Below are 17,358 nucleotides of genomic sequence, written 5' to 3'. Positions count from 1 at the left end.
TATCATATTGTAATGAAAGAGGAGCTTGTATTATGGAATTACAAGTTAGTTCCATCATCCACTGATGCAAGGCTGTGATCCTTAACCTATAATCCACTTTCTCTGACAAACATATGCACTTAAATCAAGATGGTGGTCCCCATGCCTACCAAGTTAAGGAATGCAACGTCCTCAAAAGCGAAAAAAGTGAATTCGATATTAATGTGTATAGTTGAATGTATCTGAAACTAAAAGATATTCATAATGACGAAAGGGAAGTGAATGATGCATTTATAAAGAGGCAAAAACAAACACTTCAAAACTTCGCACGAAATACCGTTTTTACGAACAATAATACGGTGATATAAAACTCTAATACAGTATTTAGGGGGTTTGAGCTCAATTACATTAATCTTAGCGTATTGATATGTGCCTATATAATCCATACTTTATATAAAAATTATTAAATGCTGAGTCACTCATTAATAATTTTTATAGTAAATTACATTTTAATTTATAAGATTTTTTCTTATGTTAATCTAATTAACCCCTCATAACCATGATTAAAATAACCAATTCATATTTGATAACAACTTTTAAACTGTTTCCACATATTGATTTTTGTTTAAAAAATCCTTTATTTCATCTACATTTACATGTGATTTTTCTACTAGTTTTATAATGTAATTTTAATATATCATTTGGTTATCTATCATTTTCAATAGAATAATTACACTATTCTTATTCAATTTCAGTTAAATTCTAGCAACCATAATTTAATTATGTAAATAAGTTTGTGTAAAAATTGAATTTAACGCGAACTTGTGTTCGCATAAATTTTCTGTTATAGTATATATGAGGTGATTTTTATGGATTACAGCAAGCAACGTCAAAAATCCGTACATCGTAAAAAATTATACGAGAATCTAAATGAAATGCCCTTTTACATAGAAGAATTTGTGGAGTACAAAGAATTGCATGATGCCTCTCCCTCCACCCTACTGAATTATGTATATGATTTTAGAGTCTTCTTTAATTGGTTATTATCCGAACAAATTATTGAATTAAAACCTATTAAAGACATATCCTTCTCTGATCTGGAGAATTTAAAGAAAAAAGATGTTGAGAACTTTATGAGATTCTTAAAATTACAACAAAGCATGCAGAATTCCTCTGTTAACAGAAAGATTTCGGCCTTAAAGTCTTTATTTAAGTACCTTACCGCCCTATCAGAGAATGAAGATGGAGAATGTTATTTTTATAGAAATGTAATGGCTAAAATAGAAATACATAAAGATAAAGAAACATTAAATGCTCGTGCAAAACGTATGAGATCTAAGATATTTCATAATGATGACGATCAAGAATTTTTGAATTATGTTAAGTATGAACACGAAAAATCTTTAACAAAACATCAGTTGTTCTATTTCCTAAGAGATAAAGATCGTGATGTAGCTATCCTTTCCCTTTTTCTTGGTAGTGGTATTCGTGTAAGTGAATTGGCCGATCTTCGTATGGAAGATATAAACTTAAAAGAAAGACTAATTGATGTGATCCGAAAAGGAAATAAAGAAGATTCAGTATGGATTACCCCCATTGCGTTGAATGATATTGAAAAGTATATGGAAATTAGAGATAACAAATACGCTCCAGGGAAAGAATTAAAAAATGTGTTTTTATCGAAGTATAAACATACTGCACAGCCTCTTTCGGTTAGAGCTATCCAAGATATAGTAGAAAAATATACGAAGGCCTATGGAAAAAGAATGTCTCCCCATAAATTAAGACATACACTGGCAAATAAATTATATATGGAAGAAAAGGACTCATTACAAGTGATGCAACAACTTGGGCATACCAGTCAAGATACAGCTTTGCTATATACACAACTTGGGGAAACAACTATTAAAGATAGTTTAGGAAGAATAGGAAAGAATAAACAGTAAAGAATAAAAATTCAGCAATTTTTTATTGCTGAATTTTTATTCTTTCCCATACATTTATAATCGGTTTTAAATTCTATATATTATTCATTATAATATTTGAGTCTCATTTTATACTTCTATAACGAATAATGCAAAACTTATTATGAATTAATTCAATTTATCACAATAGCCGTATAGACATAAGGATTACTATGAATCCTTTCAATTATTTTAGCCGATGGTAATCTGTCTAATTCAATGACCATAATATTATCTATCTTTTGAGATGAACAATGAATTTTTATAATATTAATTTCATAATCATTGAATAAGGATGTTATAAAAGCGAGAAATTTACAACTGTTTTTATTTCGTACTAAAAGATTTGGACTGTTTTCTGATATTTTAACATTAAAACCATTAATTTCTGAAATAAGTATTTTTCCCACATCATTTTTATATGTAACAACTTCTATACTTTCTGTTCCATTTAACAAAGAAATTTTTGCAGTATAAGGATAACTTGTTTTTGCATAACCTTCTACAAATTTAATTACAGTACAATTATCAATAATAAATGGAACTTTTTCTAACATATCCTTTTCAGAGGAACTAAATATTCCTTTCAAAAAGCCTATTTGTAATTCATGTTTATTCGTGACGTTTTTAAAGCTTCCATAAATTGAAATATTCACTTCTTCAGGTCTTAAAATAAATAATTCTCTAGCTAACTTACCCATTTCGGTTCCCATAATTTCAGGTGATAAATTATTAGTTTTTACAATATCGAACATAGAACAACTTTCCATAACTAACTCCCCCTCACTTAAAATACCCCATATTTATATGGGGTATTTTAATTAATAAACCATATGTAATTTTAATATAGTAAAATATTATTTAAATAAACAATTAATATAACCGTATATAAAGAATTTAAAATAATAGTATTATACTATGACTTGTTCTTCTTTCAAGAAAGGTATATCGAATGCAATAAATACTTCGGTTAGTGCATTTGTTAATTGTATAATTTGTTCTTCAGTGTGATTTGGAGTAATGTTTACCCTAAATCTCTCGGTCCCAATTGGTACAGTTGGTGAATTAATTGGTTGTAAATATACATTATGTTTCTCAAGTAACTGACGTGCAGCCGCTTTACACTTTGTTGCATCACCAACTAAAACTGGTAATATATGTGTCTCGGTTGAATTCATAATTGGAATTCCCGCTCTTTCAAAAGAATTCCTTAACATTTCTGTTTTTTTATGTAAACCATCTCTTTCTACTTTAGAAACCTTTAAGTGCTCAACACTTGTATAACATGCCGCTACTATAGCTGGTGGTAGTGAAGTCGTAAATATAAAACCTGAGGCAAAAGATCGGATTGCATCAATCATTGGTCCCGAACCTGTAATATAACCTCCGATAACACCAATTCCCTTAGCCATAGTCCCTTGAATAATATCAACCGAATCTGCAATACCTAGATCAGCAGCTATTCCTGCCCCTCTAGGTCCATACATACCAATTGCATGAACTTCATCAAGGAATGTTAAAGCGTTATATTTCTTAGCAAGTTTAACAATTTCTTCAATTGGTGCAATGTCACCATCCATAGAATAAACTGACTCAAAAACAATTACTTTTGGTCGATTATATGGTTGTGATGCAAGTAATTGCTCTAAATGTTCTGTATTATTATGCTTAAAAATTGTACGCTCTACCTTCGTACTACGTATCCCATTAATTATAGATGCATGATTAAGCTCATCGGAAAAAACAATACAATCTTCAAATAAACGTAGTAAACACTGAAGTGTTGCATCATTTGATCCATATCCTGTCGGGAATACAAGCGCAGATTCTTTACCATGCCATTCAGCTAATGATGACTCCAATGCCTCATATTGATAATGTGTACCACCAATATTTCTAGAACCACCTGATCCCGCACCATATAAATCAATTGCATTATGCATAGCCTCAACAACAACTGGATGTTGTGACATCCCTAAGTAATCATTACTGCACCAAACTACTACAGGTTGACTATCTTCTGATCCATTTAATTTAGCTAAAGGATATTGTCCACGAATTCGATTTAATGTAACAAACTCACGGTATTGCCCACTTTTTTTCAGTTCTACTAGCTTTTCATTTAATATTTCTGTATACATATTGTGCCTCCAATTATAAGTTCTCTAACTATCAATTTAAAGGGGTAATGTAAAAAAATGTTAATAAAGTTGTGGTGCTCTCTCATTATAGGCATAATGCACAAAAAAAACAAACGAAAATTTTAAAAATAAAATTTTTTCGGTAAATTATATTTTTACTCTTCCTATATATATATATTTATATTAAATTTTAAGTTTTAATACGATTAGAAATAGTGAAAAGCTGATAAATAGAGTGTTTACAGCCATTTATCTAACAAGAAAATAAATTTTTTATTTTTAAAATTTATTTCTAAAGAGTTAGAAAATTAATATTGATATAATATTTAAGTCATGATAATATTTGGCTCGTGAAAACTAATTTTACAAAAAAGGTATTTTTAGGTTATTAAAGTTAATAGTTAAAGATCAACTATACATTCTCAAATTAAGTTTATGATCATGAAAATGATTTATCATTATATTTTGATTCATAGATAAAAATGTCTTTAGTCTGGTTATTATAACCCCTAAAAATACAGATCCATCAAACAATGAACTCTAGGAGGAAATTTGATTATGCAAGAAAAATTAGTGATTCGTAAAGCTATCATTCAAGACACTGAAGAATTAGTGGAATTAAGAAAGATTTTATTATCTAGTGGTGACACACATTATGCAGCAAAAAGTGAAGAAGATAATTTGGCCTGGCAAAATGCTTATCGCCATTGGATTAAAGAGAATATTTCAAATGAGAATGTACTGATTCAGGTCGCTCAATATGATAAAGATGAAAAAATATGTTCATGTGTTATTGGAATAATTGATTTACGCGCTCCTATGGTAGGTGCACTTAACGGACGAGTTGGTTGGGGACAATCTCTTGTAGTAAGCAAAGATAGACGCGGTCTAGGAATTGCAGAAGCCATGATGGATGCTTTTCATAATTGGTTTAAAGAAAATGATGTTCAAAAAATTGTTGTTCAATCTAGTAAGATGGCTGAAGAGTTTAATAGAAAAAGAGGTTATCTCCAAACTGGAGAACAGTTATTATTTAAAACAATAGAATAGGAGCATACCAAAATGAAAGTCTTAATTATTGGAATGGGTTTTTCAGGGCAAATGTTTTTAGAAGCTTTCCATAACATCTCACATCTATACAATAATGATATTGATATTGCTTACACTTCAAGATCTCAAAAAGATATTAATTTAGTGTATTATCCGACTATCGAATCTGCTTTAGAATTATTTAAACCAGATATTTTAGTAATATCCGTTAATGACGAAAATCATGGAGAAGTATTATTTTCAATTCAAAATTTCAACGGATTTGTAATATGTGAAAAGCCTTTTGTTGATCCAAATTTCAAATTAGAAAATGCAGAGAAACTATTAAAATACACATCGGGCTTTTGTTTAAATATGGTTGCAAGATATTCACAAGCCGCTCGATTATTAAAAGCATATGTAAATGAAAATAATTTAAAATTAGTACGTGCCAACTTCTTATGGGAAAAAAATAGAATTAATGACTACCGACCTACAACAGGAGTTATCAGCGAAATTATACACTCTTTAGATCTTGTTCAATGGATCAACGGTAATTCACCATTAAAATTAAGACATATTCAAGGGGTAAAATCTGATTATTCAATCTCTGGAGATGAAATTTCAGATAGCGTTTCTGTGATGGGTGAAATAAATGGTGCTGTAGTGACAGGATACAGTAGTTTTGTAAACTTATTTAGAAGAAGAGAATTAGATTTTGTTTTTCAAGATGCTAATAATCAATTAATTTTTGCTCAACTATCTTATGACACGCCAAACTGGTATGAAGATTCAGTAAAAATTTGGACAGAAACTAGTACACAATCTGAAGAACTGTTATACTTTAATTCCCTTGAACATGAATATGATGGGGATAGAAAAATAGAACGAATTATAAATGTAGTCAAAGATGTTACTGATTTTGTTATGCTAGAAAAAGAACCTTCTTTTGGTTTTCCAAACCTAAAAGATGCAGTTCGCTTACAGAAATTACTTAATGAAATTGATTCTAAGAAATCAAGCTTTTACACAGTTAAATATAACAGTTCGGAGAAAAGGGTCTTGCTTAACGAAAAAAGCGGATTTGGACGACTAGGATAAAAAATAGCAAGGAACTTAAAATAAGTTCCTTGCTATTTTTATAAATTCCTGAACATAATAGCCTTCTGCTTGTGTTAATTCTGTAGAATGTTTATAAGATATGTATATATTTCTATAATGTCTATCTGGTAATTTGTATATCGTTATATTATCAAATGATTTTAAGAAAAGCTTTGGTCCTATAGAAATACCTATTCCTAAATCAATCATTTTCACTATTGTATTGCAGTCACTTATATATGAATGAACCTTAGGCTCTATACTGTGCTGATTAAAAAATTTCTCAACTTGATTTCTGTACGGCGCTGCTGGCATAATGATATTATTTTGATCAAAGAAATCCTTTAAAGAGCAATCTTCAGGAATTACCTTTAAGTCATTTGGTGTTGCTATAACTAACTCATCTTCCCAAAATGGAACGGATTCACATCCGAATTCCCCGTTAATTGTAAATCCCAGGTCAATTACTTTATTAATAACCCATTCTTGAATTTCATCATAAGTCCCCTCAAATATTATAATTTCAATAAACGGATACAATTTATTAAATTCTTTCATAATTGGAGGTAATATATGTTTTTTTACACTTGTAAAGGCCCCAATCTTTAGTGTTTTAGGCAATAATTCATCATTAAAATTAGTCTCTATTAATTTACGGTTTATATTTAATATCTGACCAATATACTCATAAGCTTTAGTGCCATGAAGAGTTAAAGTAATTGTTCGACCAGTTCTTAGGAATAAAGACGTTCCTAATTCCTTTTCTAAGCTAGAAATTGCATGGCTTACTGCAGATTGCGTCATGTTTAATTTTTCAGCAGCCTTTGTAAAACTCCCCGTTGTAATAACTGATTCAAAAATTTCATACTTAATAATACTCATGAGTTTTTTTCATCCCTTGCATTAATATTATTCATTTTATTTAATTCCATTCATTAAGTATACTAATATTAACCTACTTAAGCTAGACGAGTAATGATTATCAAATGTTATTTTACCTTAATTTAATCTGCAGATTTTTAATTACTATGACATTATTCAATAATTATATATAGCTCAATTATTATAATTGAAAACGAAATCCTTATAGAGTTATATATTGATTTAATAATCATTCTCTATCTGTATAAAACTAGCAACTAGAGTGTATAAGATTGATAATTTATTTTAATCTTGACAATGTAAAGGTGGCAAAACTATGAAAAAAGTTATTTTTTTAGCTATTGGTATGTTTGCCTTGGGATTCGATGCTTATATTATTGCTGGACTGGTTCCTGGAATTAGTGATACCTATCAAAAAAGTGCATCCCAAGTTGGGCAAGCGGTAAGTATATTTACATTATGCTATGCAATATCCGCTCCACTGTTTGCTTCTCTCTTAGCAGGTAAACCTATCAAAAAAGTTCTATTGACTTCAATAGTTATATTTGGTCTTGCAAATGCATTAACTGCAGTATCTCCAAACTTTTCGGTATTCTTAATATCAAGGGCAATTGCTGGTGTTGGTGCTGGATTATTTTCTCCTTTAGCTGTCGCAGGCTCAACTATGTTAGTACCTGTAGAAAAGAAAGGACGCGCACTTGGCTTAACAATCGGTGGCATGAGTATGGGAACTGTATTAGGTGTTCCTATAGGTCTTTATATCGCAGACAACTTTGATTGGCAATCAGCAATGTGGTTTGTGGTACTACTTAGTTTAATTGCTGCTATTAGTATTCTTAAGTTTCTACCACATGTTCCAGTCACAGCACCACCTGCTATGAAAGAAAGACTTGCAATGTTTTTAGATAAAAGAGTTACTATTACTGTTTTAATAACATTCTTTGCAAGTATTTCAAGTTTAGGTTTATATACCTATCTATCTCCATTATTACAAGATCTTGATAACTCAAGTGATTTAACAATTTATTTATGGGCTTGGGGATTGGGTGGATTATTTGGAAGTATAACAATTGGATATTTAATTGATTACTTCAAAAAACCAAAAACTTTAATGGCTCTTATTTTAATTATTTTAACTATCTCAGTTGTATGTATTCCGATAATGATTAATCTAACAATTATAAAGTACTTACCATTTTTCATATGGGGAGCAATGGGATGGGCATCTGGAGCACCACAACAACATATTTTATTATCCTATCAACCTAAACATGGAAGTGCAGCTGTGGCCCTCAATAGTTCGATTAACTATCTAGGAAGTTCAGTAGGTGCCACATTAGGTGGAGTAGTAATTTCTCTTGGAATGGGTACTATGGCTCTAATCTACTTTGCGATAATTTCTATGATTATTTCATTAGGCCTACAATTTTATAGCATGAGAAGTAATACATTTAACATAGCTACTACTAAAAAAGCTGTTTAAAATAAGTCTATTACAATTATAAAACATAGAAATGGCATTAATTAGTCTGTATCTTTTTATAGAGAAACAAAAAGAAGGCGGTTCTTTTAAAACCGTCTTCTTAAAATAGTAATACCATCTTTCATATAGCTAGTTATTTAATGTTTTCTTTTATTAGATATTTAGGTTAAAAAAGTTACATTTCTATCATTCCTCTATTATTTCATATTCATCTGAAATAATATTTTTATTCCGCCATGTTTGTAAATTAATACTATTTTTATATTAAATTCAATATTTTATCTAGTCACCCTCAAAAAACGGACTCCCAGATCCGCATGTATCAGGTTTCAAAAAACAAACCAATACAAATACATCCCCAACAACTTAAAGTCCTATTTCAAGTTGTTGGGGTACTTAAAAAGAAATCTACTGTTTTCATCCAGTTTTGTTAAGCAATTTCTATATACTATATGCTAATCTCTCAATTTTTTATCTTGGATCTCTTCTAAGCCCTTTTTGTATCCCTTTTCTTTTGCTACATGATTCATTATTAATTATATTTGGGCTTAAATATAAACTGACATGTTCTTTATTATTTGTAGCATTATTTTCTATTATAAAAAAACTTGCAAGAAAACTCGAATTTTACAAGTGTTTTTGAAATATATGCAACAGAACTCTTTTTTATAAGTCAGCTTCATTTCTTCCTATGCTATATACGCTTATCATGCCAAAAGTTTAACGAAAAGTGCTCTTCTTCATGATATGCTTCAAATTCATAACCTTTTGCTTTTAATCCTTCTATTATTGCTGGTATTGCTGCAACAGATTGTGGATGAATATCATGCATTAAAATAATCTCTTTGGGCTTTGTTGCACCTGTAATTACACTTTCAGCAATTTTTTCCGCTGCAGCATCCACTGGCATGTTACCATATCTCCAGTCTGAAGTATCTATCGTCCAATCCCAAACTCTTAAACCACTTTCTACAACCTTATTACGAAGTGCTTCATTTAATCCAGGCGAAGAACCATAGGGAGGACGTGTTAGTTTTGGCGATTCACCAATAATATTTGCTATTAACCCCTGATTTTCTTTCATTTCATTGACATACTCGCCATTTGTATATAACTTCTTGGAATTGTGTGTCATACTATGCATACCAACATAGTGCCCTTCTGCTTTTTCACGTTTTACTAAATCAGGATACTGCTTTACATTTGCACCAATTAAGAAAAAAGTTGCTTTTGTATCATTTTGTTTTAATATATTTAACAATTCAGCTGTATATTTTCCTGGACCATCATCAAATGTAAGATAAGCAATTTTCCTCACTTGACCATTAAATTGAACTGGTGCAGCCTTATTCCTCTCCACTTTCGACTGTTCACCTGCAAGGTGTACTGCATTTACTTGGCTGGCTACTGCTCTAGCCGGTGAAGTAATTGATTGAAACATAAAATACCCAATTGCGATTGCAATAATAGCCACTATTGTGACTATAACGCTTTTTACATTTAATACATTTCCCATTCTATGAAATTCCTTTCTTTAATAGTATTTCTCTATAATACTTCTATTCATATTTAAATACATTCAATTTTTTTCGTTCCTACAAGTAAATATTAATAGACTATATAAATGGATAGCATCAACATTTTGTGTGCTCTGTGCGCTAAGGATGTAACCCTTGATTTAACAGAGAGTCTAACCCGTCTATTCCACCTACTACAAAAAAATGGGCGGAAATCTCATCGATATGAGAAGAAAACAGTCTTTGATATTTATAGGTGTTGTCTATGAATATAGTGGACTTAGAAAACAAAAGAAGGCTGCATAATCTTTAAAAACGTTACCTATTTAGGTTTATTTGGCACGCTCATTTTTAAGAATAAAAAGTGTTTTAAGAGTGTTGTAGTTTATTTGAACGAAAGTTCATTTTGTTTCCGTTCTTAAGTTGATAAATGTGGCGATACCCCACATTTATCAACTTAAGAATTTGTACTATTCCTAAAACAAAAAGTTGGTTCCTATTTTATTACATTTAAAAGAGAGGGTGACGTGCTTCTTATGAATATGCATTAAAAAAAGAGTTGTCTCTATTTGCCGCTAAAGAAAGAACCGATTTCGCTCATAAAACGTGTAAACCAATTAGCTTGTTCTACTTCAGATTTTGTTACAAGGTCTACTTGTAATGATTTACCTGATAAGAATCCAGGATTTGTACTATCATTAGGCACTATAATCATTTGGCTAATTGTTACACCTTTTTTAATAGGCGCTTCTTGTTCTTTATTCGATACTTTAAATTCTTTTTTATAAACGTCTATGCTGCCCTTTGGCATCGGAAGTGAAACAGCTTGCTTCGTTTGAACTGCTACATCTTTATCTTTTGCATTTTCTATCCGCACTGTTTCATGACCTTTTACTGCTGAATTTTTTTCATAGGCCTTCTTTACTTCAAAATTCGCAAATCCATAATCATATAATTTCTTTGTTTCATCAAAACGTGCTGTATGGGATTTTGTTTTAATCACTACAGAGATAAGACGCATACCGTTTCTTTCTACTGTGCCAGTGAAACAGTCCCCGGCTTCTGGAGTTGTTCCTGTTTTCAAGCCATCTACACCTTCGTATTGCTTAATTAAACCTTTTAACATCCAGTTCGAGTTCGCCATATCAATTGGATACTTGTCGCCCTTTTGGAATGTTTTTTTCGGGATTTTTGCTGTTTCTAATATTTGCGGGAAATCTTGAATCAGACGTTGTGCTAAAACCGCACAATCTCTTGCAGACATTTTATTTTTGTCATCTGGAGTTGTCCCTTCAGGATGCTGTCCTTTTAAATCAAAGTTTGTTAAGCCTGTAGAGTTTACAAATTTATAATTTTTCAATCCAAATTCTTTCGACTTATCGTTCATCATTTTTACGAAATCGGCTTCTTTTCCAGCAATTGCTTCAGCTAAAGCAATTGTCGCACCATTGGCAGAGCAAATTGCCATTGCCTCGTATAGTTCTCTTACCGTATAATAACCACCGTTTTCTAGGGGCACATTTGATAATGAGCGATCTTGTGAAACTTCGTGTGCGTATTTAGAAACTTTAATTTTCTGATCCCACCTAAGTTTCCCTTTAGCTATAGCTTCACTAACTAAGTACTCACTCATCATTTTTGTCATACTAGCAATTGCTAATAGTTCATCCGCATTTTTTTGATACAAAATTTTCCCGGAATCTGCTTCTACTAATATTGCTGCACCTGCTTCAATATTTAATGCAGATCCTGTTTCTGCTGATACACTTCCATATGTAACAAACATGCTACAAAATAGTGTAAGCACTGTTACTATTGCAATGTATCTCTTGCAAAACACACCTCTCACTTCTGTTACCTCCAATATCATGTACTCAAAAAACGTTATTCTAACATAATCCGCCAAAAAATAGACAGTGTTATCAAATCCTATATACATATAAGACATTAGAATCCTTTTTAAATAGACCATCTCATCTCAATCTTTTATGCGCTAACACGATTCAGTTAGTCTCCTGCAGTTTTATCACCTTAACGCTTAGTGGTCCCTGCAAATTCTTCAAGAGTCATACCGATATCCACATGTTTTTAAGGATTACACTTAATAGACAATCTAAGTAATACATTTGTTCCACATTCACAAAAAAATCAAATCAGTGTGCACCGCATATGGTGGTATCCTATTAAAGAAAAGGTATATAAAATTTATCAAATCCATATGAGAATAATTACTAGTCCCCATTACAACACAAATCATCCTTTTACCATCTTGTTTTGCTCCACTTTCCTTCCCGTGTAATATATACATCATACTGATTTTTATTTAATTCATTTAATACATTTAAGGCTGATTCTAATGAAACCTCATGTTCAGCAGATTTACTACCATACCACACGAATACTTTATGTCTCATTTTTTTACCTCCGAAAATTTAATAAGCCTAAAAAATCTATGTTTAAGCAATGTTTTGTTCACATTGCCTAATCTTTTTAATAAATTATTTGTCATCCCTTTTTTCTTAACTCACCTTGAGTTTAAAGTAGATTATTTAAATTAAAAGAAAGATAAATTAAAGATTTTATAAAGAAATAGGAAACTTCTATATAAGAAGTATGAAGTTTTGAATCACGGTTGTATAGAATATATTCTTTTTTAAAACCCTAGATTAATAGTATCTGTAGATAGCGAGTATAAAGCCGTATGTGTAAAGCAAGAAACATATGTTAAAGCTTTATTAGGCAATAATAACTATTCCTGTAATTAAAATGGTTAATAAGGAATTTCCATCCTCAATGAAAAAAGCACCCCTCCGGATGCTTTAGTATTACTCTCTATATTTCTTCTAAAATACATTTTATCATGTAACGCGCTTGTAATTTTAAAAACACTCCAAATCCTTAAGTTGATGGAAGTGGGTTGGTACCCCTTAGACTTCTAAATATTAATTACACCTCATCGGAGTGCTAACTCTCTTACATACCTGACCAATACAATTTATATATACATCATAAACGCGTCCACTGCTGTCGCACTCATAATGAGACCTTACACATGCACATTCTCCTGCTTTATTACTTATTCCTAATATTTTCTTTAACATTTTAATCATCCTCTCATTAAAAATATAAAAATAATTATCTAACAAATTAGCACGGATACTTTGTACGAATCGTTTCACATAACTCATTTACTGTACAATCATAGTAGCGATATACTTCTCTTCCACCCTCGCAAGAATACCTTTCGACAGTACAAGAACATACAGGTCTTAATGGTGCTATACCTAGTAATCTTTTTAACATTTTATCCCTCCTATTACATTTAATTGAAAACAATAACTTTAGAATACATTCATTCCCTGTAACTGTCAATAACATTCTGAATAATCAAAAATAAATTGCTAGATTTGTTTATATCACACATTAACCAGTTCTTGTTCTAAAATACTATCTAGTTTCATTATTAGTTCACCAAAATTTGACAAATCTGCAATATGCTTAATTTCACCTAACTTGTCGATTAATAATATATAAGGTGAGGTATGGACAAAGAAATCCTCAACTATATCCGCACTTACTATAAAGTGTGCATTTGAACTGCTTTGCATCATGCTACTATCTAATATTTCACTAGAAACAAAGATATAATTAATATCATATTTATTTATAACATCAGGCATCTTCTTAAATAGTTCTTTGCAACTAGAACATGTATTACTTACAAATAAAAGTAAAGTGTATTCATATGCATCTGATGGTACTACTAGTGTTTTTCCTTCCATAGAGTTCTTTTGAAACACCGGTACCTTTTGTCCGACTGCCAATGATTTTTCTTCTATTTGCTTATTTTCACGAATCCGAAAACGATTTAAAAATTGTCCAACTAGCCTACCCAGATATAGTATTAATATAGTTTGGAAGATAACAACAATCCACAATGTGATGTTAGAAATGACATACCATTTTTCACTCATTTTTTAAGTCCTCTCCTGATAATTTGAACTAATTCAATTTTTTGTTAAACGGTCTATTCGTAAAGAAATATTATATAGTTGTATCATATTTATTCCTATTAATATAATTATCCAACTAGTAAATACTAAAGTAAAATACTGAAAATTAAAGATATCAAGCACAAATTGATTAGTTTTTAATAAATGATCTAAGCTCCCTAATGATACCGGATACATTAATAAGATTACCGAAACAGCACCAATACAAAGATTCCTAACAACTAACATCCATGATAATTTATGATTTCCTAATACACCGCCACATCCACAAGATATTTCCTTTCTTCCTCTAAGTAAGTTTACTAAAATAGCAACAGAGTATACAAGAAGTAGTAGTACTGCACAAATTAGAGTAAGTCTATGAAACAACCCTATAAACAAGCATATACTTATAAATAATTCTGCAAAAATTTCTATAATAGTAAATAACCTAATTTGATTCTCAGGAATAATCTGATATTCTTTTATAATCAATTGATGGATATTAAATTTCTTAATTTTATCAATGCCTGTACTAATAAATAAAGTCGCAATTCCAATTTTCATCATAAAAAACAAAGAAATCATTTTTATTCACCTCATATTTTTAAATAACTTTATCCTCCTTAATATTTCTCATCTTTTCATAATGTGAGAAAATTCCCTTATGATACGAATTTTGATATATTATTGTTCCTTTATTATCAACTAGGGTGAATGTTGGAAAAGTATCTATATCTAAGGAAGTAAAAAAGCTCTCATTTTCCTGTATCTTGACAAAGCCTTTATAATCTGTGTTTTTTTTATTATCACCTGACAATTCAAATACCTTTTCAATATTTATTAGTGGTATTTTATAGATATCGTTATTCTCCTCAATCATTTCTATTAATGCTTGTTTACAAAAAGGACATGTAATTGACGTAAATGCAATTATAGTTATATCTTCAAAATTCAAATGTTTTTCTAAGAAATATTTTTTCATATTTACTCCAATAAGATTATTATCCTTATAACTAAAATTCCCACTCTCTATTAATGGAAGTAAATCTATTTCCTTTTTTAAAAAATGTATCTGCCTCAATACGATGCACAATAGTAATAACCAAACACAAATGAACATTAAAAGTATCGACATCATACTCCTCCTTTTTTAATCTTTAAAAACTCCCTTTTACCAGTTCTTTATGTTCCATATACCATTTCGATTGAGAAACGAATAACTCTTTATATATACCATCTAAATGTAAGAGTTCCTGATGTGTACCTCGTTCAGCAATTCTTCCTCGTTCCATTACAATAATTTCATCGGCCAACCACGCTGCCCCAAGGCGATGAGTAATAAATATGACAGCCTTATCACTGGAATATCGAAAAAACTCCTCCATAATCTCCACTTCAGATTTTGGATCAAGAGCAGATGTTGGTTCATCCAATACTATAAGATCACACTCCCTAAATAAACATCTAGCTATCGCAATCTTTTGCCATTGCCCCCCTGAAAGTTCATTTCCTCCATCGAAAAACCTTCCCAATCTTGAATCATATTGATTAGGTAGACTTTTAATGTGGTTTTCTAATCCAACCCTTTTTATTACCTCTTTTAATTTTTCTGTATCGGCTAACTCCTCTAAATTTCCAAAACCTATATTTTCTCTTACCGTAAATTCAAAGCGATTAAAATCTTGAAATAGAACGGAAATTTTCTTGAAATATTTGTTTAAATCTATTTTATTTAAAGGCATACCGTTCACATGTATCATAGATGAATCCGTCTCATATAAACCTGTTAAACATTTTATTAAAGTGGTCTTTCCTGAGCCATTTTCACCAATAATTGCAATCTTTTTACCAGGTGTAATTGTTAAATTAATATCTTTCAATATTCTTATATCCTGATTAGGATAAGTGAAATTTAATTTTTGAACACTTATTTCTTGAATACCATGAATCTCTTCTTTATCTTCCACGTCATCAATTTCAGGTAAAGAGATAAAAGATGAGAACTCCTTAACATATAATAAATTCTCATAAATATTTGATATAGATCTAATTAGACTACCTAAACTGGCTTGGATGTTTTGAATGGCTTGTAAAACTGCTACTAATGACCCTACTAACACTCTTCCTAATTTCATTAAGTATAGGAGAAAAGCACTAGTTAACGCATATACCAATACAAGTATAATTTCTGAAGCAAATAACCAAACTGTTTGTTTCTTTAATAAATTTATCTCCTCCAGATTATTTTCTTGATATTTTTGACGCCATTTTTTAATTAGAAAGCTTGTTATCTGAAATAAACGTAGCTCTTTAACACTCTCTCTTCTATATAATAGGTTAGATATGTAAAACATTTCTCTATTTACTGGCGTTAAATTCCTCATTAATTCATATTTAGATGAACCATTTTTTATTTCAATAATAAATAAGGGTATGATTCCAATAAATAATATAACTACCAATACCCAGTGGATATTTATTAAATAAACTAATATAGAAATTAGTGTTATACATTCTTTTAACAAGTTAGAAGAACTTGTTACATTATTTACGATACGCTGATCAATACCACTAATCATCTGAAGTTTATTTTGAAATTCGGGATTTTCAAAATGTATGTATGCTAACTTTTCCATTTTATTAAATGTGATTTCTTTGATATGCAAACCAATTTTTTGATTAATATATTTATCATTAATAATACTAAGATGTTCTAAAATATATTGAAGTAGAAAAGTAGCCAATTGACACGCTAAATATACAAATACTTGTTCTAAGTTACCAGAATGATTTATAAATTTCGCTGCTTCGTTTATTAAACGCTCAAAAAGAAAAATGTTAATAACTGGTATAAAACCTTCTATAACTCTAATAAACACTAAAAATATTAAATGACTTTTACATGACCTCCAAAAAAAACCTGCAGAATAAAGAAATAATGACATATTATTCAATCAAACAGCCCCTATAATAATAATTAAATAGACGAAAAATTCTTAATATAAACAATATATTACAGTACTTCTTCTATAACGTAAATAATCATTTTACTTTATTTTCCACAAAATGAAACTTCCTGCTTGAGAAATTATTGTTCCTTGTCCATTTATCATTTTAGCCAAGAAGACTCCTTCCTCAAGGAACGCGAAGTGAGTAGGTGGGAGATGAATTGGCTTCGAACAAGGGATGACAGGAAGCCATCTTAATTGTTCGACATACATAAACTGTTACTTTACTACCTATCGAATGTACGTTTGTTGTATGATA

Annotated in this window: 15 protein-coding genes; 4 read left to right on the top strand and 11 right to left on the bottom strand. The window is 30.4% G+C overall.

Annotation, left to right across the window (positions count from 1 at the left end; all coding sequences use genetic code 11):
- The first annotated feature begins 848 nt into the window (after nt 1–848).
- Nucleotides 849–1,925 (top strand): tyrosine recombinase XerS, encoded by a 1,077-nt coding sequence (gene xerS, locus JDS95_RS27500; RefSeq protein WP_000386615.1) that lies wholly within the window; start codon nt 849–851, stop codon nt 1,923–1,925.
- A 152-nt stretch (nt 1,926–2,077) separates the two neighbouring features.
- On the opposite strand, the gene JDS95_RS27495 is transcribed toward xerS, so the two are convergent.
- Both JDS95_RS27495 and hemA read right to left on the bottom strand, forming a co-directional pair.
- Nucleotides 2,078–2,713 (bottom strand): ACT domain-containing protein, encoded by a 636-nt coding sequence (locus JDS95_RS27495; protein WP_000443215.1) that lies wholly within the window; start codon nt 2,711–2,713, stop codon nt 2,078–2,080.
- A gap of 141 nt (nt 2,714–2,854) precedes the next feature.
- On the bottom strand, nt 2,855–4,084 hold the full coding sequence (hemA, locus tag JDS95_RS27490; protein WP_000287836.1) for a 5-aminolevulinate synthase: 1,230 nt from the start codon (nt 4,082–4,084) through the stop codon (nt 2,855–2,857).
- Between the two features lie 558 nt (nt 4,085–4,642).
- On the opposite strand from hemA, the gene JDS95_RS27485 reads away from it, so the two are divergent.
- Together JDS95_RS27485 and JDS95_RS27480 are read left to right on the top strand one after the other, a co-directional pair.
- A complete protein-coding gene (locus tag JDS95_RS27485) occupies nt 4,643–5,134 on the top strand; it encodes a GNAT family N-acetyltransferase (RefSeq protein ID WP_001156581.1) in 492 nt (163 codons plus the stop codon).
- Between the two features lie 12 nt (nt 5,135–5,146).
- Nucleotides 5,147–6,214, top strand: coding sequence for a Gfo/Idh/MocA family protein (locus tag JDS95_RS27480; RefSeq protein ID WP_000866042.1), 1,068 nt, complete (start codon nt 5,147–5,149; stop codon nt 6,212–6,214).
- Between the two features lie 15 nt (nt 6,215–6,229).
- On the opposite strand, the gene JDS95_RS27475 is transcribed toward JDS95_RS27480, so the two are convergent.
- Complete coding sequence (locus JDS95_RS27475) at nt 6,230–7,096, bottom strand: LysR family transcriptional regulator (protein WP_000022497.1); 867 nt, start codon at nt 7,094–7,096, stop codon at nt 6,230–6,232.
- Between the two features lie 316 nt (nt 7,097–7,412).
- Between JDS95_RS27475 and JDS95_RS27470 the strand changes: the two genes are divergently transcribed.
- Nucleotides 7,413–8,579: an MFS transporter gene (locus JDS95_RS27470; RefSeq protein WP_000755608.1), complete on the top strand. Its 1,167-nt coding sequence runs from the start codon at nt 7,413–7,415 to the stop codon at nt 8,577–8,579.
- 694 nt (nt 8,580–9,273) lie between these two features.
- Here the strand turns inward: JDS95_RS27470 and JDS95_RS27465 are convergent.
- The 8 genes from JDS95_RS27465 to JDS95_RS27425 all read right to left on the bottom strand — a co-directional run bounded on the left by JDS95_RS27465 (nt 9,274) and on the right by JDS95_RS27425 (nt 17,036).
- Nucleotides 9,274–10,095 (bottom strand): peptidoglycan-N-acetylglucosamine deacetylase, encoded by an 822-nt coding sequence (locus tag JDS95_RS27465; RefSeq protein ID WP_079519864.1) that lies wholly within the window; start codon nt 10,093–10,095, stop codon nt 9,274–9,276.
- A gap of 566 nt (nt 10,096–10,661) precedes the next feature.
- Nucleotides 10,662–11,945, bottom strand: a complete 1,284-nt coding sequence (locus JDS95_RS27455; RefSeq protein ID WP_307838004.1) for a D-alanyl-D-alanine carboxypeptidase family protein — start codon at nt 11,943–11,945, stop codon at nt 10,662–10,664.
- 412 nt (nt 11,946–12,357) lie between these two features.
- Complete coding sequence (locus JDS95_RS27450; RefSeq protein ID WP_229203641.1) at nt 12,358–12,510, bottom strand: hypothetical protein; 153 nt, start codon at nt 12,508–12,510, stop codon at nt 12,358–12,360.
- 733 nt (nt 12,511–13,243) lie between these two features.
- The gene (locus tag JDS95_RS27445) at nt 13,244–13,399 is read right to left on the bottom strand and encodes a hypothetical protein (protein ID WP_000919787.1); all 156 of its coding nucleotides are present in this window, start codon (nt 13,397–13,399) and stop codon (nt 13,244–13,246) included.
- Nucleotides 13,400–13,512: 113 nt separating this feature from the next.
- Nucleotides 13,513–14,070: a TlpA family protein disulfide reductase gene (locus JDS95_RS27440; RefSeq protein WP_053446105.1), complete on the bottom strand. Its 558-nt coding sequence runs from the start codon at nt 14,068–14,070 to the stop codon at nt 13,513–13,515.
- Nucleotides 14,071–14,103: 33 nt separating this feature from the next.
- Nucleotides 14,104–14,676 carry a MauE/DoxX family redox-associated membrane protein gene (locus JDS95_RS27435; RefSeq protein WP_199690892.1) on the bottom strand — a complete coding sequence of 191 codons (573 nt, stop codon included), beginning with the start codon at nt 14,674–14,676 and terminating at the stop codon, nt 14,104–14,106.
- A 19-nt stretch (nt 14,677–14,695) separates the two neighbouring features.
- Nucleotides 14,696–15,226, bottom strand: coding sequence for a thioredoxin fold domain-containing protein (locus tag JDS95_RS27430; RefSeq protein WP_199690891.1), 531 nt, complete (start codon nt 15,224–15,226; stop codon nt 14,696–14,698).
- Nucleotides 15,227–15,248: 22 nt separating this feature from the next.
- Nucleotides 15,249–17,036 carry an ABC transporter ATP-binding protein gene (locus tag JDS95_RS27425; protein WP_255535857.1) on the bottom strand — a complete coding sequence of 596 codons (1,788 nt, stop codon included), beginning with the start codon at nt 17,034–17,036 and terminating at the stop codon, nt 15,249–15,251.
- Nucleotides 17,037–17,358 lie beyond the last annotated feature (322 nt).

It is taken from the genome of Bacillus cereus group sp. N24 (assembly GCF_016483345.1).
Lineage (GTDB): Bacteria > Bacillota > Bacilli > Bacillales > Bacillaceae_G > Bacillus_A > Bacillus_A toyonensis.
The sequence above is the reverse complement of the archived record's forward strand: the minus strand, read 5'-3'. Positions and strand labels throughout refer to the sequence as shown.